Genomic DNA, 20,584 nt, shown 5'->3' on the forward strand with positions numbered 1-20,584 from the left:
GCTTCAGGTGGTGAATGTGGATGGAGGTAGAGTCTGCTGGCGGTGACTTGCCGTTCTCTTCAGGTCTCCTGAGCTAGATCACTTTCTGTCCAGAATCCGCAATTGACCTTCTTCTTAAAGCACCATTCGGCGCAGTATTCCGCTGTGCCGAGAGTAGCAGCGACTGCTCTCCCAACGATAAGGATAGGACACTTGCCTCAATATCTTCTCGTCCGGTTAGAGATCATCGGTACGGTGCCAAGCCAGGGCTGTTTCGCTTCGTCACAGCATTTGTGAGTGATAGGTTGGGAGCGCTGCTGACACCTGATTCAGAGCGGAAATACAGGTCTCTATTTTGGCTATTATGGAAGTGATTAGTGATATTTGCTGCAAAGCATATCCTCTACGTACCGGTCCCATATAGGGGCTAGGAAATCCGTTAAATCTTCAAAGGTGGCGTTGATGATCTGAGGATTTGCATTGATGATGGAGTATAGGCAGTCCAGTGCGCGGTTAAGGTAGCCCATGGTGGCATATTTTTCTGGGGTAATGCAGTCTATGATTTCTTGTATTTCGGCTGTTACATTGTCCTGATTTTCTAAGCGTAAGATTTTCTGTACGTAATTTGTGTCGTGGCCTGGTGTGCGATCAATAAATAGAGTGCAAGCTTGCAAGCAGCACTTAACTAGATTGAATTCAATCTTGGGTGGGGTGTTAAATGGTCGGAAGTGAGACTGTAAAAGTGAGACAAGAGCAAGTGCTTCTGAGCGGGAGCTTGGGCGGCGTCCTAAATCTTTGGACATGAAGTGGGCTGATGAGCGCGCAAAGCTTTCTAGGTTTCTGTATTTTGTTTTTTTGAATTTTTTAAACGCTACCCCCAAAATCCCTTTGTTAGACTTCTTGTGCCTCTCTATTGTCCATTTCCAAACTTTTGGTAAGAGATCATCTATCAACCATTGGTGTGTTGCTTCTGCGTTCCAGGCCTTGCGATGCGATACTGTGATCGGATGTCCAGAAATATCTTGCAGCGGGGACCAGCCGATAGTTACATAATGATTGTGGTTAAGGTGAATCCCAGGATCGGTATAAGCATACATGATCACATGGTAGCCGGCGTCTAGATTCTTAGTTGTGTGAGGGGTAAAGACTTTCAAGCAGGATGGGGCTGCATCAAATATGCAGTCGTCTGATGTGCCATGCTCATAGTCATGCTGATCGCAGTAGGCCATGATTTCGTGCCAAAACCAACTTTCTATACGGCAGAGTCCGAAGGTGAATTTTTCTGTTCTGATCTTTTCAAAGCGTAGTATTTTCCATTTTTTTTCAAGCTCGCAAATGCGTGAAAAATATTTATCCCAAGATTTTTCGATAACCCAGTCAAGCTCGTCTATCTCTCTTCTTGTAAGCACCAGTTGAGCGCCGGAAAGAGTCAATACATACTTGTCTGTTTCATGTAGGTTGATTATGAATGGGGTCTCGTATAACGATTTGGCATGGTGTCTATGTTGAATTATTTCTATAAATTTTCTTCCGTCAATTGCCAAGCTAACGCCGCTTAAGTCTTGGCGAGCAAATTCTATTCCGCAGCTAAGGTGTGTTCTGTTTTCATTGGGAAGAAAGAAGCTTACTGAGGATGATTTGTTGCTTATCCTCCATCCGTCCATGATTTCAGTTGTTTTTTTCTCGGGAAATTCTTTTGATAGGGTCGCAACTGGTTTTGGTGCATTGCAGAATCTGATGGCATGTTCCTGGCCGAAGAAGACTTCTACAATCTCACTTAAATCCCTTAATTTTAGATCTATTTTTGGTGCATGCCATAGTTCTGCTGTAATTCCTGTGTTACTTAGTTCTTTTTCAAACAAAATCCAGGCGTCGATTGCTTTTTTATCTTTGACGTTGTCGCTTGTGCAGAGGATAAAGGTTTTTGTGTTCGAGTATTTATTGCTTCTTAGGAACTTTTCTCTGACTTCATTTATTTTCTCTCGGCTGATCTTGGTTGTGTGCTTGCACTCGGCGACAATATATTTTCCGGAGCTGTGGTCGGTGACTATTAGATCTATGCCATCCTGGCTTTGACCGGAGAGGCCATACCTAAATGCTTCCCCAAGCTTATGATTTGGGATGTCTCTATAAGTTCTTTCAAGCAAATGAAGGCAGAGGGATTCAAACTGGGGCCAGGTGAGTTTCTCCAGGGGGAGTTCTTCGATTTTTCTATTCAAGGGTATAGCTTGCACTGGGTTTTTTATATAATCAAGCGCTTCTGGTATGCTGATTTCTTGCTTGTAAGTGTGATGGTTTTCCATTTCGGTTTTGGGTGTTTTATAGTGAGGAATTTGGTTTTTGGGAGTGTGCTTTCTGCTGGTTGTTATTAGTGGCTTTCTGCCGGGGCTTGGTGGTTGGCTGAAGCCGATCTGGGTTAATTTCGGTAGCGAGAAAGACGTGCACGCTATTAAGCACGGTGCGTAGATTTGTGCCGGTTGATGTGGATATTTCTATTTGTGTCTAGTACGTAGAGTGGCTTGTTTATTCCAAACAGCATTTCTTGTACTTGATGCCGCTGCCACATGGACACGAGTCGTTACGACCAACTTTTCGATCTTCTGGTTGGCTGCCAGATACGGTCCTGGTGTTGGCTATTGGCTTCGACATGAAGGATGAGGCCTGTCTCCAAGCGTAATCGAGGCAGATTCCAAACCTCATGCGTGCATCTCGTGATCCGAGACAGATACCAAACCAGCTATCTGCCCCCTCCATGTACTTCCGGCGTTCGCAGTGGTTTTGAAGGGCTGCCGCCGATTCAGCTGTGGACCAGTCGCTGCAGTGGATTGTGACGCCTGTATCACCAAGGCATACGGTAATGTCGTGAGGTTGCCCATCGCTCCGAGCCCTCGAGACCACCAGATCGATACCACTATTGGCATCTGCCATCGTCTCCCCATTGAGCATCAGCAGCAAGAAGCCGAGGTCAATCATCCTGGGATCTGCTTTGGCCTCGATATCTTCGATCAGCCTTCCCAAGGCTGTGTCGGAGAAATGGGTAAGGATGCCTTCTGGTGTTGTTTTGCCTGGAACCCCCTCTCGTCTAGCGGACATGGCGATATCGAGGTCTGCCGAATGGCCTTCGGCAATTACAAATTTTCCGGACGAGCCCTCAAACCACAGGTTCTGCTTCAGATGATACGAGAGAATCGTCAGTTCTTGTAAGGCAGACAGTCGGTCGGCGTACAGAGTACGCCGATGTAGGTAGCTCAGAAGATAAAGCGGGGTTTTAAGCATCTCTGTCATTGCATCAAGTGCAAAGACATCAAGCACCTGCGGTGGCTTGATGATATCTGTCTCGCGGTACTGTAGGAATTGACGTGCCTGGAAGCTCAAGGCTGGATAATGATCGGAGACCAGGCACAGAATGTAGATTTCCTTGAAGCGTCGATCAAACTCAAGTTCCGTACCCGTTGGATCTACGAATTTGAAACGAATGTCGGAGAGCATCGAGGCGCAGAGATGTCCTTGGTCGTATGAGTCCTGGACACTTTTCTTGAAGTCATCCTTGAGTGCTTGATCATTGCCTTTGCGTGCTTCTAGCGTTAGGCGCTTGGATTTGGCCTGCAACACGATTGCTCTGTCGGCATAGATGACCAGTACGTCGACTTCCCCTAGCCTGTTGCCCTTGGTCTCGTAAATATCTACGTTGGTGTGCACATGGAGGCTGCCAAAGACGCCATTCAGTCGATCTGTGGCAAAGCCTTCAGCGAATCGACCACGATTGTTCATTGCGGTAGGCCGATATGCCTTGTCTGAACTCATCCAGTAGAAGGGGGATTCATAAATGCTTCTGCTAGGCTATAGGGCTGAAAGAGCAGGAACTCAGACTGATTGAGCCGAAGTAGTGGTAACGCATTCGATATATTGAATTCGCTCAGTGCGGTAAAGTTTTCGTTTATTTCGCTCGTGGGTAACGCAAATGCATCCAGCACACGTGTGACAATATGCTGGGCAATTCCTGAGCGCTTCACTATCTCCGCGGAAGTCAGCAAATGGGCTGGCAGGATGCTCCATTCGCTGGGTGGCAGTTGTTGCATGGCTGCCAGCTGCGTCGACAGCTTCTCACATTGAAGTTCGTGTGCTACCCGCACTACGGATTGGGCGGCCTCGATAGAGAAGCCCTTGTTAGCTGTTAGCCATGCGTTATCGGCTTTGTATTTGCGCTCTGCTAGATCCAGATACTGGAAGAAGTAGGCCGACTCACCACCATGGAAGATTGGTTCTCGAAAAACTACTCCGTCTTGTAGCGGGCTATGACCTTCATCGACGATCCTCTTCCAGTCCTGCCCCCGAAACGGTTCGAACGACATCACCTTGTGTAATTCGGCGAGGAGCTGGTCTGTACGGATAATGTAATCCTGCATGACTGGAGGGGAGGGTATCGTGTAGTCGATCGGCCCCTTGATCATCAGCCCAATGAGTGTCGAGATTTCAGCGCGAGACAAACACTCCCCTGATGACATGCAGGACATGTCATCAGGGGTCACCTCATCGGAGTATTGGATGAGATTGTCGCGAAAACAGAAGTAAGCAATTGTGTGGGCGTACCCTGGAGAGAGGCACAGTGAAGCGAGTTCGCTGAAGAGCTGATGTTCGGTTCTGGGTAACTCGTTATTCATTGGTAAGTTCTTCCTTGAGCCCCATATCTGTATATGCTTACTCATGCGCGTCGGAGTGTTCGGTTTGAGAGAGGCAGCTCAGATCGGCTGCCAAGTCAAAAGCTCGGCTTCGCCTTTGACAATCATCTCGTCGATGAACCCGAGGGTCTGCTGTCGATGTATTTGACGATTGGGCTCGTTCATGCGGCTAAACAAGGACTGGAGGGCATCTGCGATAGCAACTGCGTTCGGCTCTGGCCACCAGCGTGCCAAGGCTCCTGCCAGATCATTCTGCTCGGTCGTGTTTTGTTCGGTACCGAAGACCAACCTTGCGATGTGCCGAAGGCTCTCGTCCAGACTGGCGAACACATAGCGAGTTCTGCCGTTTTTTGCCTTGGAAACGCGTTCCACGAAATCGCTCAGATGGGTGAGATCCCAGGCGGCATTCCGAGCTCCTGCTAGAGCTCGATTGCGATCAGAAGAACGCAGTGATTTCAGCAATCCACGGCGTGGAGGAGAGTTGGGTGCGAAGTAGAGACAGGCGAACATGGCTGCTGGACCTGCAATGATGAAGTCACGGTGCATCCACTCGAACAACCTGAAAAGGCGATCCAATGGTGGCGCTGCTGAAGTTCGAGTGCACAGATCTTCATCGTTGCGATGTAGTTGCGCCGCCATCGACGAAGCGGTTTCGCCAGGTCAAGTTGCTGGTTGATGGGAGGCGCACTCGCAATAGGCAAACGCTCAACACGGCCTAGGGCTGCCGCTATCCAATCATGCACATGGCCGTTATCCGCCGCGCGAAACCAAGCCAACTCTTCGAGCGCGCGTTTATTACCATGTTGTGGCGCGAGCTCATGGAAGGCGATGGACGGTTCTATTTCAATGTCCAGGCATTGGGCAAATGCCAGAACGGCCGCAGCAGTTCGTCTTGGTCCATCGATGTCCAGACCCTGAGCTACCTGAGCCATACGGGAGACGATGTTCCGATCTGGAAGCAGAACGGTCTTTACGCGCAGGCAATGCTCTTCGTACAGAAAACCATCCGGGTGGTATAGGCCGACTGGTGGTGGCCCGTAACCCGGAACGAATACTTGGGCCCTCTGGAGCTCGCCAGCGATCGCATGAAGATCGTCATAAGGAAAGTCTGCGGGCAAGCAAAGTGCTGCTTCGACGTCTTCACTCTCGAATAGATCAGTAGTCATTTGCTAGGAGGTAGTTCCCTTCCTGGGGGTGGTAGCAGGCTGGTCTCTCGCCCGAGCAGCCGAGGGGCTATCTGCATGATAACTGTGTGATCTGGAAATGCGAAAAGGTGGGCTTCCTGAGGAGGCCTTGAGAGGGATGGTCTGCGGTAGATGGTATCGATCTGACGATGTAGATGGTGTCGCCGTTTTTTGAGTTTTACGACGCGTTTTGTTGTTAGTGCATGAGGGCACAACGTGTCCCAGAATGGTTTTTGCTGGGTGTTAGCTACAAGTGCGTGAGCAGTAAGTCGATAGCCATTTGCCGAGGGCAGATGGGGTAGGGCGCTGGAAAAGCATCCAGGATGATGATGTAATTTCATCCACTTAGCGGATGAAATTACATCATGTACCCACGAAGAGTCCGCCAGTACACGCTTGAGGCTCTGGATGACTCTCTGATCGTTCTGATCAATGGTGCTCGCCAGACAATCGGCGTCGTACGCGGGGTTGCCACCGCATGAAGGTCGAGAGCGTTCTAATCGAGCCTCCGGCGCCGCACGAGCGTCGAGCGCACGGCCCTTGGAGCGATTTGGCGCTCCATACCATCGGCTGGCGCGCGTTTCAGGACTTATGCTCGCAGGTTTGTGAGGTCGTACTCGGCCGTCCCGTGGAAATCTTCCGCGAAGCCCAAGATGGCGGTCAGGACGCAGTTTTCCTCATTCCTGCGGGAAACGACGCTCCCCCGATTGGCACGGTGCAATGCAAGCACACGTCCGATGCCATAAAGGCATTGAAGTTTAGCGATCTCAACGTCGAGATTGATCATGTCGAAGAACTAGTCAAAGCCGGCCAGGCGGATACCTATGTCTTCATGACGAACATGAGTGTGGATGCGCCCGTCGCAGCTGCAATGCGTGCCAGACTTCGGGCGCTTGGCGTGCGTAAGCCGCACATTCTTGGTCGTCAGTACATCGTCCGTGTTATCAGGAGCAGCGCGCGCCTGCGTGCCCTGGTCCCGCAGGTCTACGGCCTAGGGGATCTCACCTCGATCGTGGATGAGCGGCTCAGCGAGCAGAGCCGGGCTCTGCTTGACAGCTGGATCCCAAAACTTCGCACTTATGTGCCTACCCAGGCCCATCGCGCGGCAGTCAATGCGATCTCCGAGCACGGCGTAGTGCTGCTGCTCGGCAATCCTTCAAGCGGCAAATCGGCGATTGGCGCCATCGTTTCGACCATCGCATCGGAGAATCCAGACAGCACCGTACTTGCTCTGACCAGCCCGCGCGACTTCGAGGCCGGTTGGAATCCCAATGATCCGGGGCGCTTCTTCTGGATCGACGATGCATTCGGCTCGAATGTGCTACGCGGCGACTACGTGCAGGATTGGGCCTCGGCTTTCTCCAAACTGCGGGCAGCGATTAAGCATGGCAATCGATTCCTCCTAACCTCCCGCAAGCACATCTATGAAGCGGCGCGGCGTCGGCTCGGGCAGCGCAACCTTGGCCAATTTGCAGATGGCAGCGCCGTGGTGGATGTCGGCGAGCTGACGTCCGAAGAGAAGGCGCAGATTTTATATAACCATGTAAATTTCGGCGAACAGAGCCAGAGCTGGAAGTCGAGCGTTAAGCCGCATCTGCCGGCAGTCGCTGCAGTTCGCGATTTCCTTCCTGGAATCGCCGAACGTCTCGGCGACCCAAACTTCACCAAGGGCCTGGCGCCTCGCGAAAGCTCTCTCGTCCGCTTTATGGAGGAGCCGACAGAGCATCTGGTCGATACTGTCAACGCCTTGGATGATCAGCTACAGGCTGCGCTCATCCTTGTTTATGTCCATCAGGCCGGCTTCGATCCCTGCGATCATGACGCTTCGGCTGCACAGGCAGTCGCGGAGTTGACAGGGTACTCTCTCTCTAAGATCCAGGATTGTTTCGCCGAGTTGAAGGGCTCATTCCTCAAGCTTTCCGGATCAAAATGGACATTTGCCCATCCGACGATCTCTGACGCCCTAACGGAGATTCTGCGCCAGAAGCCCCATATGATGGCAGCGCTCATACGAGGCGCGACTATCGACACCATTCTTAGCAGCTTCACGTGTGAAGGCTCACCGCTTATTCGAGATGCGCTTGTCATCCCGACGACGCTCGACAACGCGTTGGTTGCACGACTTGGCCGCACGCCCGACGAATGGCACCGCAATTGGATGCTGTTCCACTTCCTGTCTTATCGTTCGAGTGAGGCCGTGTTCAAGAAAACCGTCGAACAATATCCAGATCTACTCCGAAGGTCTTGCTGGCAATCCGATCTTGCCAGCAACGATCCCCTGATTGCCATTTGCTCCCGTGCTCATCACCTCAGCATTTTGCCTGACGATCTGCGATCGGATGTAGCCGACAAGCTAGAGTCTGCCGTGCTCAATGGCCTCGACGTTTCCTTCTTTGAGGAGGCACAGATGCTAGCGGTCATACCGCCGCTAAAGCTTATCGGTATGGGCTTAGCGCTGCGGACAACCGTACTCCCGTCGCTCGAGGAGCGGATCGACGAGATGACCGCTGACGCCGACTTGGACGAAGAGCCTGACAGCCACTTTAAGAAGCTTCTCGGCGTGCTTGATCGCATTGAGGCGATTGGTGTCGATGCTGACGCTGTGGACTTGATCGACGACGCACGCGAGCACGTGAAGCGATCAATCGAAGCGCTTGAAGAGCGCAAGCGCGAGCATGATGAAGGCTCCGAAGATGAAGCGGATTGGACGCACATAGTGACGCAAAATAAAGAAGAAACCCTGCCTTCTGCTCCAGTCGTCACAAAGCGCTCAGTGTTCGAAGATGTCGACAAATAGCCTTGAGCCCAAGTATTGAGGCGACCGCCTTCGAGCGGACAGTGTTCAATGTGGCGTTCAATAACGGCGACGACTACCCGAAGAACTTCTCCTACCTCATGTCACCCAACGGCCAATGGAAGCTGACCCCGGCCTACGACGTGACTTTTGCGAAGGGCTGGGCGGGTATCACCAGATGGACGTAACGGGCGAGGCACTGCACATCAACCGCAAACACCTGCTCGCGCTCGCAGTGGAGGAAGCGGATCTGCTAGGTAGCCAGCGGCTTTACAACCAGTGCTAAACGCCAGTTCCCGGGTAGCTGCATCACCCAGGACACGCTACGCACGATCAAGGCACGAATCGACCACAGTATCGAGCGGCTTAGTTAGTCAGCATCGCTATGGCTGCCGCCGTCCGACGGCGTGCTGATTGGGCAGTTGACTCACCGCCCATGCTCCTTGTGCAGTGACCCAAGACCGGCATTCACCTGCTGGAAAACCATGCACTGACCTTAGAGATTCTGCGGGCTCAATATCAGAGAGGCCTCAGGGACTTTTGCGGGAAACCGTCGAAAATCGTCCGACATCGTTGGGCATCGATTGCAGCGAGCGCCATTTTTAGTGCATTAAAATCAGTAGGTTACGTTTTTCATACTTGGATGGGGTGCAAGGGGTAGAGTGTTCGAATCACTCCGTCCCGACCAAATAATCCCAACAAAAAGGCCAGTCAGAAATGACTGGCCTTTTTGTTTAGGCTGAAAAATTGGAGAGGCTTAGAGTGGTGCTATTACATTCACAGAACGCCCCAGCGCCCTGCGCAGTGCTACCGACCAGCTGCGCCTGGAGTGGCCAGCTCAGCCTGCTCAGCCACGCGCGCTTGCGCGCCGCCTGCCCATGCTCGCAGTGTCGCGCGGCGCGCCTGCACGGGCGCATTGATGCGGCGCCGAGCGATGTACGGCTGCGCGCGATCAACCGGCAGGGCTACGGCGTGCAGCTGGTGTTCAGCGATGGCCATGACCAGGGCATCTATCCCTGGAGCTACTTGCGGGAGCTGGCGGGCCAGGCTTAATCCCGTGGCGAGATGGCCTGGAAAGGGATAAAGCCTCAAGGCTGGGAGGCTTTTTTCCATAGGGCGAGGGTCATGGGGAGAAGGGGGCGCCATCACCTAGGGCTTGTAGAAAGCAGCGCTGTAGCGCCAGCTGCCGGACGAGCTGCCTGCATTTATCTGGAATGGATGCCGCTGCCTGTGCTCATAAATTCTGGAACACATGCTGGGGCGATGCTTTGCCCCGAAGGCTTCGGCCCAAGGGCCGATTCTGCGAGCTGGAGGTTGGCATGAACGCGAGTGACACGGAGCAGCAGGCGAGCTGCACGCTGGATGCGTTGCGCGACAAGAGAAATGCCGCGCAAGCCGAGCTGGAGCGTTATCTGCTGGAGCAGTTTCCCATCGATACCGAGCAGAAGAACCTGGGCGTAACGATGCGCACCCACGCGGTGACCGAGATCGAGGAAGAGATGCGCCACGAGATGCTGAGGGCGCAGGCCCACGGCTGAGCCGAGGGCCCGCAAAGTCAGTCGGGTGTGTTCTGCGGGTCGCCCTCATTCGAGCGGCTGCGTGGCTGTTCCCCGGTGATGTCCTCGTCCGGCTGTTCTTCCTTCGCGGGCGGTTCATGGGTGGTGGGCGTCTGTTCTGCTTTGCCGTTGGGCGTTCCGTGGCTGGTCATGTGCTAGCTCTCCACAAAGGCGGGATACCTCTGTTTTGAGGGGAGAGCGGGACGGGTGTTCAAGTATTTGCTGGCCGCGCCAAGCAAGCTTGAGTGCCGAGTCGTCTGCACGGCACCATGCGTTTGAGCATTGGTCGGCAGCGCGATGTCGAGGGCGGCTGGCAGCATGCTCCGCAGATGGTCCACTTCCGCTTCCCTCACGCGATCAGACTCCCATGAACCCAATCGACCGCCAGTCGTTCCAACGCATCATCAGCGCCCATGGCAAGCCCGAAGGGGCGGCGTACTTCGACGTCGCGGAAGAGCTCGCGCACGAGGTGTTTCCTGAGCGCATCGTTTTCCAGACCAATTACCTGGATTACCGCAGCTACGAGGTCGACCTCGCCGAGGGCGCCATACGCGTACGCAAGACCCGCCTGGACAACTACCGACGTGGCGACAAGGCCAAGGTCATCGGCGACGCGATGGACGAGGAGGACTGGGCTGAGCTGGGCGGGCTGTGGCAGCGCCTGAGCCGCGATCTGGACAGCCAGGAGCCTAGGCCGCAGCTCGATATGGGCGACAGCCTGGTCGAGCTGTTCTACTGCCTGTTCGATGAGCCCTACGCGCAGGAGCTCGCGGATAGCATTCCGGCGCCGTCGGCGCAGTGGGATTGGGCGTGGAGGCAGCTCGAAGCGGCGCTGCTCGGGGCTAACCAACTGGCCGAGTTCGAATGGAAGGAGTGGACGTCGGACGGGGTCGCCGCCGTCAATGACCTCGCGCCGCTGCGGCAGTCGTGCATTGCCATCGCGCCGCCCGACGACACAACCATCGCCGCCATCAACCGTACCGCCGACTGGCAGCGGGCGCTGCTGCAGTATTTCAATGGGCAGCTCGAAGCTCATGATCTGAAGCTGCTGGCCATCGGCACCCATTTCGATGAGCGCCAGAGCTTCGCCTGCCTGCCCATGAATGGTCTGGGGCTGGTCAATGCGCTGGAAATCATGGGCCGGCTGGGCATCATCCATCGATATTGAGCGACCCAGGAGGCCACGAGTCGGCAGCATGGGCGCCTGTGAGCGGTGCGGATTCCTCATCATCGAACACGGCCAGCGCTGTTCGCGCTGCGCCGAGGAGATGGGGTTGGCGGCCACACGGCGGCGATCGCCTGGTCGGCTGGCGAATCGCGGCATTCGCTCGGCGGAAGGCCCGCGGTTCTTCCGGCAAAATTCTGTCGACTCTGCGGAGTGACTGTGTAGAATCCCGCGCCCGAAAATGCAGGAGACAACACGTTGGTCATTCATTACTTCGCGTCCCAGGAGAGTGTTGCCTGCGGGCGCACCGGGTCTGGCCTCAATAGCAGCCAGGATGTCGCCCAGGTTTCATGCAAGCTCTGCCTGCGCTCCGTGGAAAAGATGGCTACGGCGCCCGTACGCAAGGCGCCGAGTCTGGCAGAGCTGAGAGCCGCGGCGAAGGCGGAGAAGGCAGCCGCTGCCGAGGCGGCGAAGCCTACTCCCAGACTGTCGCCGCGCGCCGAATGGCAGCAGCGTCTGGAACAGCTGCCGGGGCGCAACCGACTGCCGCGCGGCGCATCCAGGCAGTCCTTCATCTAGCCGGCGGTGCCAGTCCGCTGCCGATTGAAGGCGCCGCCTCGCTCAATGGCTAACCTGTATCAGACACACACAGGGAGCCAAGCCGATGGCACAAGTGCTGGTGGCGGACGAGCAGCCGCTGATCCGCAGGGCGCTACAAGCGCTGCTGGAGCAAGAAGGACATCTGCTGATCGGCGAGTGCGCTGACGGCGGCGAGGCGCTGCAGCTGGTACGCCGCCTGCAGCCGGACATGCTGGTACTGGAGCTGAGTCTGCAGCGCCTGGGGGGGCTCGAGGTGATCCGCCGCCTACGCCAGAGCGGCAGCTCGTTGCCGGTACTGGTGTACAGCGCTCAGGACAGCCCACACCACGCCGCGCTCAGCCTGCAGGCCGGCGCCACCGGCTTCGTCGGCAAGCAGGAGAGTCCCCAGGCGGTGCTCGCCGCCATGCGCGGCCTGCTGCAGGGCCGCAGCCACTTTCCCGCCCAGGCGCTGGGCACCGTGGCGGCCGGCGAACTGCTGCGCGACGAGGCGGACCAGTTGCGCAGCCTGTCGCCGCGCGAGCTCACCGTGCTGCGCTACCTGGCCAACGGCGCCAGCAACAAGCGCATCGCCGACGAGTTGGCGCTCAGCGACCGCACAGTGAGCACCTACAAGGTGCGCCTGTTGCACAAGCTCAATGTCGGCTCGCTGGCCGAGCTGCTGGAGCTGGCCTGGCGCAACGGCCTGCTCGGCCATCTGCCGCAGGCCACCAGCGAAGCCGCCGGCAGCGATCGCTTTCACCAACTGTTCGACAGCCTGCCGATGCCCGTCTGCCTGCGCGATCCGGACGGCCGCCTGCAGGCCTGCAATCAGCAGTTCCTCGACTTCTACGGGCTCGAGCGCGAGGCGCTGCTGGGACGGCGGGTAGCCGAGCTGGTCGAACTGGACGAAGACGAGGTTCGCCGCTACCGGGAGATCTACCGTCAGGCGGTGGAGCGGGGCGAGCCCTACAGCTGCGAGGTGCTGCTCGCGCACCACGGCCAGCAGCGCAGCCTGCGCCACTGGGGCGTGCCCTGGCGTGACGAGAACGGCGCGTTGGTCGGCATGCTCTGCTCGGCGGTCGACCTCAGCGAGCAGCAGCGCGAGATCGCCGAGCTTGCCCAGGCCAAGGCGCGTGGCGAAACGCGCCAGCGGCTGCGGGCGCAATTCCTGCAGGCGGCCGGGCAGGACCTGCTGGCGCAGGTGCGCGAGTTGCGGCGCCTGCTGACCCAGGCGGCGGGGCCGGCGGAGGCGGTGGCGGCGAGCCTGGAGGAGCAGCTGCAGGTGCTGCTCGATCTGGTGCGCCTGGAGCGTGGCGACCTGGTGCTGGAGCCGCAGCGTGCCGACCTCGCCCAACTGACCGCGGAGCTGGCCACGGCAGTGCCCTGCGAACTGCCGGCGAGCGCCCTGGCCAGGGTCGATGTACGGCGATACGAACAGATAGTGGTACCGCTGCTCGGGCAATGCGCGGAGGCGGCGCGCCTGCAGGCCCGCATGACAATCCTCGGCCATGGCGAGGCGGACTGGCACCTGCGACTGCAGCCCTGCGCCCAGCCCGTCGGCTACTCGGCGCCGCTGCTGCTGGCCGCGCGCCTGGCCACGCTGATGGGCGGCGAACTGAGCTGGAGCGGCGACGCGGCGCTGCTACGCCTGCGCCTGTTGCAGGCCTTGTAGTGACATTCCTACAGGACTCTCGTGATCCCCTGATAGGGCCGTGAGCGGCCTCGGCCGAGCATTGACTCCGAAAGCGGCGCTAATCCGCCGAACCTTCTGGAGGAGTCACGCAAATGAAAGCTCGTCAGCATCACGGAAGCCTGCCCAGCCTGCTGCACAAACCCTCGCGCCTGCTGGCCCTGAGTATCGCCCTGGCCTATGCCGGCGGCCATGTCGCGCCAATCTGGGCGGATGCGCTGCCGCAAGGCGGCCAGGTGATCTCCGGGCAGGCCACCATCAGCCAGCAGGGCAATGGCCTGCAGGTGGACACCAAGACCGCTCGCACCGCCATCAACTGGCAGAAATTTTCCATCGGCCCTGACCACAAGGTGCACTTCCAGCAGCCCGACGGCAACTCGGTGACCCTCAACCGGGTGATCGGCGGCGACCCGTCGAAGATCTACGGCATGCTCTCGTCCAACGGCAAGCTGATCCTGCTCAACCCCAACGGCATATGGTTCGGCCCCGAATCGCGCATCTCCAGCCGCGCGCTGGTGGCCGCCGCCGGGCGCATCAGCGACGAGCAGATGGCCGCCTTCGAGAAGAGCGGCAAGCTCGACGTGCAGCTGGAAAGCCTGGTGCGCAACGAAGGTCGCATCGAAGTGCCGGACCACGGCAGCGTGGTGCTGCTCGGCGCCCAGGTGGAGAACGCCGGGGTGATTCAGGCCCGTCAAGGCGAAGTGACCCTGGCCACCGGCCCGCGCGCCACCCTCGATTTCCATGGTGACGGCCTGCTCAGCCTGGCGTTGCTCGATGGCGCCGACAGTCAGGTGGGCGAGGGCGTCAGCGGTGGCGTGAGCAACAGCGGCACCATCGACGTCGGCTCCGGCGTGGTGGCGATGAGCGCGGCCCGCGCCGCCAAGCACCTGGATTCGGTGATCAGCGTCGGCGGTGCGGTGATCGCCGATTCGGTGAGCAGCCAGGGCGGGCGCATCGTGCTGGGCAGCTCGGCACGTACCGAAGTGAGTGGCAGCCTCTCGGCCAAGGGCACGGACGGCGGCAGCATCAAGGTCCTCGGTGACCAGGTGCAGATCGCCGGCAGTGCCCGGCTCGACGCCTCCGGCAGCGCCGGCAAGGGCGGTGAGGTTCTGGTGGGCGGTGGCTTCCAGGGCCAGGGCGAGGCCAGCGCCAAGTCCGCTTCGGTCGACAAGGGCGCCCAGCTGCGCGCCGATGGCAAGAAGCATGGCGGCCTGATCGTGACCTGGTCAGACGGCACCACCACCTTCGCCGGCCAGGCCAGCGCCAAGGGCGGCGAGCGGGGCGGGGTGGTGGAGACTTCCGGCAAGCACCTGAAGGTGACTGCCGACGCCAAGGTCGACGCCGCCGGTGGCAAGCACAGCGGCACCTGGCTGCTCGATCCGGAGACGGTGAACATCGTCGACAACGCCAGCGGTGACGACGTCAGCGCGGCCAGCCTGGTCAACAGCCTGAAGAGCACCAACGTGGTGGTCAACGCCAGCCAGCGCATCAACGTCAACGCGCCGATCATCGCCAGCCAGATCGGCACGGTGATGGTCGACGGCCAGCCCACCGGCGCCACCCTGGCGCTGATCGCCAACGGGAACCCCGGCCAGGTCAGCAGCTACGACGGCAGCGACAAGCACAACGACAGCGGCTCGGTGCACGTCAACGCGCCGATCCTGCTCAAGGACGGCAACCTGTTCATCGCCGCTACCGGCGACGTGCGCCTGATCGACAACGCCGGCAGCGGCGACAAGGGCGACGCGGCCTGGAACAAGCGGGCGATCATCGACGTTGGCAGTGGCATCGTCTGGATCAAGACCAGCAACACCGCCAGCGTGACCCAGGATGCCAACACCGCGCTGATCGGCAGCCAGGTGGCTGTGCAGGGGGCCAGCGTCAAACTGAACAGCGCGCTGAACCATGCCGGCACCCTGGCCGGTCGTGCCAGCAACGGTGTGTTCCAGTTCAACCAGACCAACGCCAGCGGTGCCACCACGACCGGCACGGTCAAGGCGCCGTTCTCCGGCGAGAGCCTGAGCGGCGTCAGCGCCGAGCAGATCAAGTACCTCGGCTTCCAGGAGGTGGCCTCCGACAACGCCCACAACGGCCTCACCAACCCCTACCAGAGCGTGACCCTGTCGGCCGGCGGCCAGCAGTTCGACTACCTGGTGTTCGAGGCCGGCGGCTTCGTCGACGGCAAGGGCCAGGCCATCGACCCCGCTGTGCTGTTCAATTACCTGGACAGCTCCGACTACCTGCTGCATGGGCTGAGCTTCACCGATGCCGCTGGCGTTACCTGGGCGTTCAGCCCGGACAGCAAGTCCGCCGGCATGACCTCGGTAACCCGCAACGGCCAGGCCTATGGCTCGCTGCCGGTAGGCTTCAGCCTCGGCGCCGACAAGGGCACGGTGGTGGCAGTCGACCTCGACGTTCGTCCCTACGGCGGCCTGTCGTTCAATAACGCCGGCTGGGGCGTGGCCGGCTACAACATTCCCGGCCCGACCAATGCGGCGGAGATCCAGCACAACAGCCAGGACGGCACCTCGGAACGCCTGACTGTCGGCCTGGGCGGCAAGGCCGAAACTGTGCAGGCCCAGCTCGGCTGGCTGCTCAATGACCAATCCTGGGCGCAGCCCAAGGACGGCAGGAACCCGTCCCACCCGCTGCTGGAGCAGGCGCGGGTGCATTTCCTCGCCACCCAGGCGGCCGGTGCCGACGCCGTGCAATTGAATGCGCAGAAGGCCAAGGTCGATCTGCAGGTGCAGGACGCCAGCCGCGTCTACGGCGACGCCAACCCGCAGCTGCAGGCGCAGCAGAAGGAGAATGCCGCGGCCAGCCAGGTGCGTGAGATGGACCGCTTCGTCGACCGCCAGCTGGGCCGTGACGGCATCGCCCAGGGCGAACCCGCCACCGATGCCACGGCCCGCTCCAACGTCGGCCAATACGCGATCACCGGCAGCCTGGCGGGCGACGACTTCGCCAACCGGCGCTACGAGATCGGCGTGACCAAGGGCACCCTGACCATCACCCCGGCACCGCTGGATGTCATCGCCCATGACAAGGCGAAAAAGGTCGGCGAGCAGGACCCGGCGCTGACCCATGAAGCCCAGGGCTGGAAGTTCGCCGACGACGAGCGCGACTTCACCCTGGAGCGCGCACCGGGCGAGGCGCCGGGACAGTACCGCATCTTCGAGAAGGACGGCACCCGCCTGGTCAGCGCCAACTACGAGGTGACCTTCCACGACGGCAAGCTGAGCATCAGCGGCCCGGTCAACCCGGATCCGGGGCCCGATCCGAAGCCAGGTCCCGATCCGAAACCGGACCCCGGCCCGCAGCCGACGCCGGCTCCGCAGCCCGGAGCCAATCGGCAGGCCGACTCGGCCTCCGTGGCCCAAGGTACGAGCAGCGAGCGCTGCACCGCGCTGGAGTCGCCCTCGGCAGTATCGGCCAACTACTCGGTGACCCCCGCGGTGGTGCGCACCTACCAGGTGCAGCTGGTGTGCAAGCCGCGCTCCTACGGCTCGCCCGCGGAGCAACTGCCGGACGCCAACGACATTCTTACCTACGCTAATGGCTTGCTGAAGGATGGGCAGTTCCTGCTTCCGGACTGGAACAGGACCGTCATTCCTCGTGAGCTGCAACTGGACGCGCCGCAAGGCAAGTGAGGCTGACATGAACACGCAAGCAATCGGCCTGCTGAACAAGCTGACCCTCTCCATCGCCTCCCTGTCGCTGGCGCTGGCCGCGACACTGACCGCAGCGGCACCGCTGTCCAGCATCGACCCCGGCCGGGTGCGGGTGCCGGACGAGGAGGGCCTGCGCAACGACACCAACCAGATGCCCGGCAGCCTGCAGCTGCCGGCCAGCGAGATAGTGGCGGAACCGCCGCCGCTGATCGTCACGCCCAAGGCGCCCAGTCTGCCGGCCAGCGACACGCCCTTCGCCGTGCGCAAGGTGCGCCTGGAAGGGGTGAAGAGCTATCCGGAGAACACCTTCACGCCACTGCTGCAGTCCCTCGAAGGGCGCCAGGTCACCCTGGCCGAGGTGCAGGCCGTCACCGAGCGCATCACCCAGCGCTACCGCCACGACGGCTACCTGCTGGTACGCAGCTATGTGCCGGCCCAGGAGCTGAACGATGGCGAGCTGGTGCTGCGGGTGGTGGAGGGCAAGGTCAACAAGGTCACGGTCAGCGGCGCCAGCAACAGGACCCTGGAAGGCTACGCCGAGAACATCCGCGAGGAGGCGCCGCTGCGGGGCTCGACCCTGGAGCGCAACCTGCTGCTGATGAACGACCTGTCCGGCAACGAGACCCGTGGCGTGCTGTCCGCCTCCGAAGGCACCGAGGGCAGCGACCTCAACCTGGAGAACAAGCAGCGGCGCTGGGAGGGCTTCTTCGGCTTCGACAACCGCGACAGCCGCTACTACGGGCCCTGGCAGGTCTACGGCGGGGTCGGCCTGAACGACCCGTTCGGCATCGGCGACCACCTGGCTTTGCGCCTGGGGCGCTCGGTCGAGGGCGACAAGCTGGCCTTCTACGAGGGCCAGTACGAGATGCCGGTCGGCCGCGACGGCACCGTGCTCAGCCTGCTGGCGCAGCACAATGATGGCAACGCCGATACCCTGGACTTTCTCAACGCCAACAGCAGCGGCGACACCCTGGCCGCGCGCATCACCCACCCGTGGATTCGGTCGCGCAACGAGACCTTCAAGACGTCGCTGGCCTTCACCTGGTTCAACGGTGAGTCCGAGTACCTGGACGACCCCGACCTGCCGCCGTCCAGCGAGGACCACATCCGCGCCCTGCGCCTGGGTGCCAGCTGGGACTTCAGCGACAAACACGGTGGGCGCAACCTGCTCAAGGGCGAGCTGAGCCAGGGGCTGGACGTGCTCGGCGCCAGCTCGGAGAAGCGTCTGAACACCTCGCGCCTGGAAGGGCAGACCGACTTCACCAAGCTGCAGGTGGATGCCCAGCGCATCCAGGACCTCGACTGGCTGAGCGAGAACCTCAAGCTGTACCTGGCCGTGACCGGGCAGACTTCGTTCGGCGACCCGCTGCTCTCGCCGGAGCAGTTCGGCGTCGGTGGCAGCGAGTTCGGCCGTGGCTACGACCCGTCGGAGATCGCCGGCGACTCCGGCCTGGCCGGCAAGGTGGAGCTGCAGTACAACACCGTGCACAGCATCAAGGACCATGCGGTGCCGACCCAGTACTACGGCTACTGGGACGTGGGCAGGGTATGGAACGAGCAGCCCCGGGCCCTGGCGTCGGAGAGCCTGGCCTCGGCCGGCTTCGGCGCCCACCTGCAGGTGGCCAAGGACATGTTCGTCTCGCCGGAAGTGGCCTTCCCGCTGACCCGCACCGTGCAGGCCGAGGAGCTGGACGACAAGAATGGCAAGGAGCCGCGCTTCTACCTCAACTTCCTCAAGCTGTTCTGACGCGATGGCGCCGCCTGCGGAAGGCGGCGCCGACGAGCCTCCAGCAGCCAGCTGAATCACTCCGATCGCCCATACCACCCGACACGGGGGGTATGGGGTTCGCTGGGCAATCGTAGGATGCGGCTCGGCCAGCTGCGGATGAACGCGGTTGGCATCTTGCGACTTGGGATATCTCCCTGTCAGGGATAGCGTCATGAGCCAACCTCTTCTCGCTGCAGCTGCAGCCATTCTCCTGCTGGTGCCAGGTCATCTGCTGGCCGGCGGCCTGATGCTCTATGAGGTCGGCACGGACAACGTCGGCCTGGCCAATGCGGGCGCCGCCGCGCGGGCCCAGGGGCCTTCGACTCTGGCCAGCAACGTGGCCGGTATCGCCTGGTTGCCTGGCACCCAGGTCAGCGTCGGCGCCCAGGTTCTGCATGGTCATCTCGAATTCGAAACCGATGGCGCCAGCAACGTCGCCGGTGCCGATGGCGGCAACGCGATGGAGTGGGCGCCGGGGGGCAGCCTCTTCATTTCCCGGGAGCTGGGCGAGGGCTGGTCGGTCGGCTTTGCCAGCTACGGTGATTTCGGGCTCAGCCTGAACTACGAGAACGACTGGAGCGGCCGGTACTTCCTGCAGAACGGCGAAATACTCGGCATGTCGCTGATGCCGGCGCTGGCCTATCGCGCGAACGAGCAGTGGGCTTTCGGCCTGGGCGTGCGGGCCTTCTATGCCGCGCTGGATAGTCAGCTGGCCATCGACAACGATCCCTTCGGCCTGCTCGAGCGGCCGGATGGGCAACTGCGCTACAGCGACCACGACTGGGGCTACGGCGCCAACCTGGGCGTGATCCATGAGCCACGCCCGGGTACCCGCCTGGGGTTGAGCTACACCAGCGCGATCGATATCGAACTGGAGGATGGCCTGGACCTCCAGGGCGTCGGTCCGGTCGTGAGCGCATTGCTGACTGAGCGTGGGCTGCTCGGCGCCGATACGCGTCTCGACATGCGGGTGCCGCAGACCCTGACCCTGAGCCTCTATCAGCAGCTCGATCCGCGCTGGGCGCTGCTGGCCAGCGTCAACTGGCAGGACTGGTCGCGGTTCGGCGAGGTGGGCATCGAGCTGGACAGCAACCGGCCGCGCTCGGCCACGCTGCAGGCCAACTACCGCGATACCTGGCATCTCTCCCTCGGTAGCCAGTTCCGCTTCGCCCCGCGGTGGCTGTGGAGCGCCGGTGTCGCTTACGACAGCTCGCCGGTGGACGACGACGACCGCAGCCTCGCGGTGCCGATGGCGCAGAGCTGGCGTTTCGGCACGGGCCTGACCCATGCGCTGGATGAGCATATCGATCTGAACCTGAGCTACGAGCTGGTCTGGCTCGGCGACATGCCGGTCCGCCAGCAGAAGCCGCTGCCCGCCGGCGATCCGAAGCGGGTTTCCGGGGAGTTCGAGGATGCCTGGATCCAGGCCCTCAGCGGCAGCCTGACCTGGCGTTTCTGAAGCCATGACGAGCTCGCCAGGGCGAGCTTTCCTACAGACAAACCCACACTGGAGAACACC

The 20,584-nt window shown here is 60.1% G+C and carries 15 protein-coding genes and 1 pseudogene; 11 read left to right on the forward strand and 5 right to left on the reverse strand.

Annotation, left to right across the window (positions count from 1 at the left end; translation table 11 throughout):
- Positions 1 to 353: 353 nt before the first annotated feature.
- From N7607_RS10675 to N7607_RS10690, 4 genes are all read right to left on the reverse strand, one after another.
- A complete protein-coding gene (locus N7607_RS10675; protein WP_279866859.1) occupies positions 354 to 2,282 on the reverse strand; it encodes a hypothetical protein in 1,929 nt (642 codons plus the stop codon).
- A 220-nt stretch (positions 2,283 to 2,502) separates the two neighbouring features.
- A complete protein-coding gene (locus tag N7607_RS10680) occupies positions 2,503 to 3,750 on the reverse strand; it encodes an SEC-C metal-binding domain-containing protein (protein WP_279866857.1) in 1,248 nt (415 codons plus the stop codon).
- A 29-nt stretch (positions 3,751 to 3,779) separates the two neighbouring features.
- A complete protein-coding gene (locus tag N7607_RS10685) occupies positions 3,780 to 4,640 on the reverse strand; it encodes a hypothetical protein (RefSeq protein ID WP_279866855.1) in 861 nt (286 codons plus the stop codon).
- Between the two features lie 78 nt (positions 4,641 to 4,718).
- A complete protein-coding gene (locus N7607_RS10690; protein ID WP_279866852.1) occupies positions 4,719 to 5,204 on the reverse strand; it encodes a hypothetical protein in 486 nt (161 codons plus the stop codon).
- 197 nt (positions 5,205 to 5,401) lie between these two features.
- On the opposite strand from N7607_RS10690, the gene N7607_RS10695 reads away from it, so the two are divergent.
- From N7607_RS10695 to N7607_RS10715, 5 genes and pseudogenes are all read left to right on the forward strand, one after another.
- Complete coding sequence (locus N7607_RS10695) at positions 5,402 to 5,677, forward strand: hypothetical protein (RefSeq protein WP_279866851.1); 276 nt, start codon at positions 5,402 to 5,404, stop codon at positions 5,675 to 5,677.
- Positions 5,678 to 6,320: 643 nt separating this feature from the next.
- Positions 6,321 to 8,639 carry a hypothetical protein gene (locus N7607_RS10700; RefSeq protein ID WP_279866850.1) on the forward strand — a complete coding sequence of 773 codons (2,319 nt, stop codon included), beginning with the start codon at positions 6,321 to 6,323 and terminating at the stop codon, positions 8,637 to 8,639.
- 26 nt (positions 8,640 to 8,665) lie between these two features.
- A pseudogene (locus N7607_RS10705) lies at positions 8,666 to 9,010 on the forward strand (HipA domain-containing protein); the annotation flags it as partial.
- Positions 9,011 to 9,440: 430 nt separating this feature from the next.
- Complete coding sequence (locus N7607_RS10710; protein WP_279866965.1) at positions 9,441 to 9,689, forward strand: gamma-butyrobetaine hydroxylase-like domain-containing protein; 249 nt, start codon at positions 9,441 to 9,443, stop codon at positions 9,687 to 9,689.
- Between the two features lie 266 nt (positions 9,690 to 9,955).
- Positions 9,956 to 10,174 (forward strand): hypothetical protein, encoded by a 219-nt coding sequence (locus tag N7607_RS10715; RefSeq protein ID WP_279866849.1) that lies wholly within the window; start codon positions 9,956 to 9,958, stop codon positions 10,172 to 10,174.
- Between the two features lie 17 nt (positions 10,175 to 10,191).
- Here N7607_RS10715 and N7607_RS10720 read toward each other — a convergent pair whose 3' ends face one another.
- A complete protein-coding gene (locus N7607_RS10720) occupies positions 10,192 to 10,344 on the reverse strand; it encodes a hypothetical protein (RefSeq protein ID WP_279866848.1) in 153 nt (50 codons plus the stop codon).
- Positions 10,345 to 10,559: 215 nt separating this feature from the next.
- Between N7607_RS10720 and N7607_RS10725 the strand changes: the two genes are divergently transcribed.
- The 6 genes from N7607_RS10725 to N7607_RS10750 all read left to right on the forward strand — a co-directional run bounded on the left by N7607_RS10725 (position 10,560) and on the right by N7607_RS10750 (position 20,524).
- A complete protein-coding gene (locus N7607_RS10725; RefSeq protein WP_279866846.1) occupies positions 10,560 to 11,360 on the forward strand; it encodes a hypothetical protein in 801 nt (266 codons plus the stop codon).
- Positions 11,361 to 11,615: 255 nt separating this feature from the next.
- Positions 11,616 to 11,936, forward strand: a complete 321-nt coding sequence (locus N7607_RS10730) for a hypothetical protein (protein ID WP_279866845.1) — start codon at positions 11,616 to 11,618, stop codon at positions 11,934 to 11,936.
- 85 nt (positions 11,937 to 12,021) lie between these two features.
- Positions 12,022 to 13,608 (forward strand): response regulator, encoded by a 1,587-nt coding sequence (locus N7607_RS10735; protein ID WP_279866844.1) that lies wholly within the window; start codon positions 12,022 to 12,024, stop codon positions 13,606 to 13,608.
- Between the two features lie 113 nt (positions 13,609 to 13,721).
- A complete protein-coding gene (locus N7607_RS10740) occupies positions 13,722 to 17,276 on the forward strand; it encodes an MBG domain-containing protein (protein ID WP_279866842.1) in 3,555 nt (1,184 codons plus the stop codon).
- 7 nt (positions 17,277 to 17,283) lie between these two features.
- Positions 17,284 to 19,044 carry a ShlB/FhaC/HecB family hemolysin secretion/activation protein gene (locus N7607_RS10745; RefSeq protein WP_279866840.1) on the forward strand — a complete coding sequence of 587 codons (1,761 nt, stop codon included), beginning with the start codon at positions 17,284 to 17,286 and terminating at the stop codon, positions 19,042 to 19,044.
- 193 nt (positions 19,045 to 19,237) lie between these two features.
- Positions 19,238 to 20,524 (forward strand): outer membrane protein transport protein, encoded by a 1,287-nt coding sequence (locus N7607_RS10750; RefSeq protein WP_279866839.1) that lies wholly within the window; start codon positions 19,238 to 19,240, stop codon positions 20,522 to 20,524.
- Positions 20,525 to 20,584 lie beyond the last annotated feature (60 nt).

It is taken from the genome of Pseudomonas sp. GD04019 (assembly GCF_029837695.1).
Lineage (GTDB): Bacteria > Pseudomonadota > Gammaproteobacteria > Pseudomonadales > Pseudomonadaceae > Aquipseudomonas.

What these genes read in the sequence shown, in the direction of transcription:
- N7607_RS10740 (WP_279866842.1), top strand. Translation starts at nt 13,722, where the DNA reads ATGAAAGCTCGTCAGCATCACGGAAGCCTGCCCAGCCTGCTGCACAAA.
- N7607_RS10675 (WP_279866859.1), bottom strand. Translation starts at nt 2,282, where the DNA reads ATGGAAAACCATCACACTTACAAGCAAGAAATCAGCATACCAGAAGCG.
- N7607_RS10735 (WP_279866844.1), top strand. Translation starts at nt 12,022, where the DNA reads ATGGCACAAGTGCTGGTGGCGGACGAGCAGCCGCTGATCCGCAGGGCG.
- N7607_RS10745 (WP_279866840.1), top strand. Translation starts at nt 17,284, where the DNA reads ATGAACACGCAAGCAATCGGCCTGCTGAACAAGCTGACCCTCTCCATC.
- N7607_RS10715 (WP_279866849.1), top strand. Translation starts at nt 9,956, where the DNA reads ATGAACGCGAGTGACACGGAGCAGCAGGCGAGCTGCACGCTGGATGCG.
- N7607_RS10750 (WP_279866839.1), top strand. Translation starts at nt 19,238, where the DNA reads ATGAGCCAACCTCTTCTCGCTGCAGCTGCAGCCATTCTCCTGCTGGTG.
- N7607_RS10700 (WP_279866850.1), top strand. Translation starts at nt 6,321, where the DNA reads ATGAAGGTCGAGAGCGTTCTAATCGAGCCTCCGGCGCCGCACGAGCGT.
- N7607_RS10695 (WP_279866851.1), top strand. Translation starts at nt 5,402, where the DNA reads ATGGCCGTTATCCGCCGCGCGAAACCAAGCCAACTCTTCGAGCGCGCG.
- N7607_RS10685 (WP_279866855.1), bottom strand. Translation starts at nt 4,640, where the DNA reads ATGAATAACGAGTTACCCAGAACCGAACATCAGCTCTTCAGCGAACTC.
- N7607_RS10725 (WP_279866846.1), top strand. Translation starts at nt 10,560, where the DNA reads ATGAACCCAATCGACCGCCAGTCGTTCCAACGCATCATCAGCGCCCAT.
- N7607_RS10690 (WP_279866852.1), bottom strand. Translation starts at nt 5,204, where the DNA reads ATGCACCGTGACTTCATCATTGCAGGTCCAGCAGCCATGTTCGCCTGT.
- N7607_RS10720 (WP_279866848.1), bottom strand. Translation starts at nt 10,344, where the DNA reads ATGACCAGCCACGGAACGCCCAACGGCAAAGCAGAACAGACGCCCACC.
- N7607_RS10680 (WP_279866857.1), bottom strand. Translation starts at nt 3,750, where the DNA reads ATGAACAATCGTGGTCGATTCGCTGAAGGCTTTGCCACAGATCGACTG.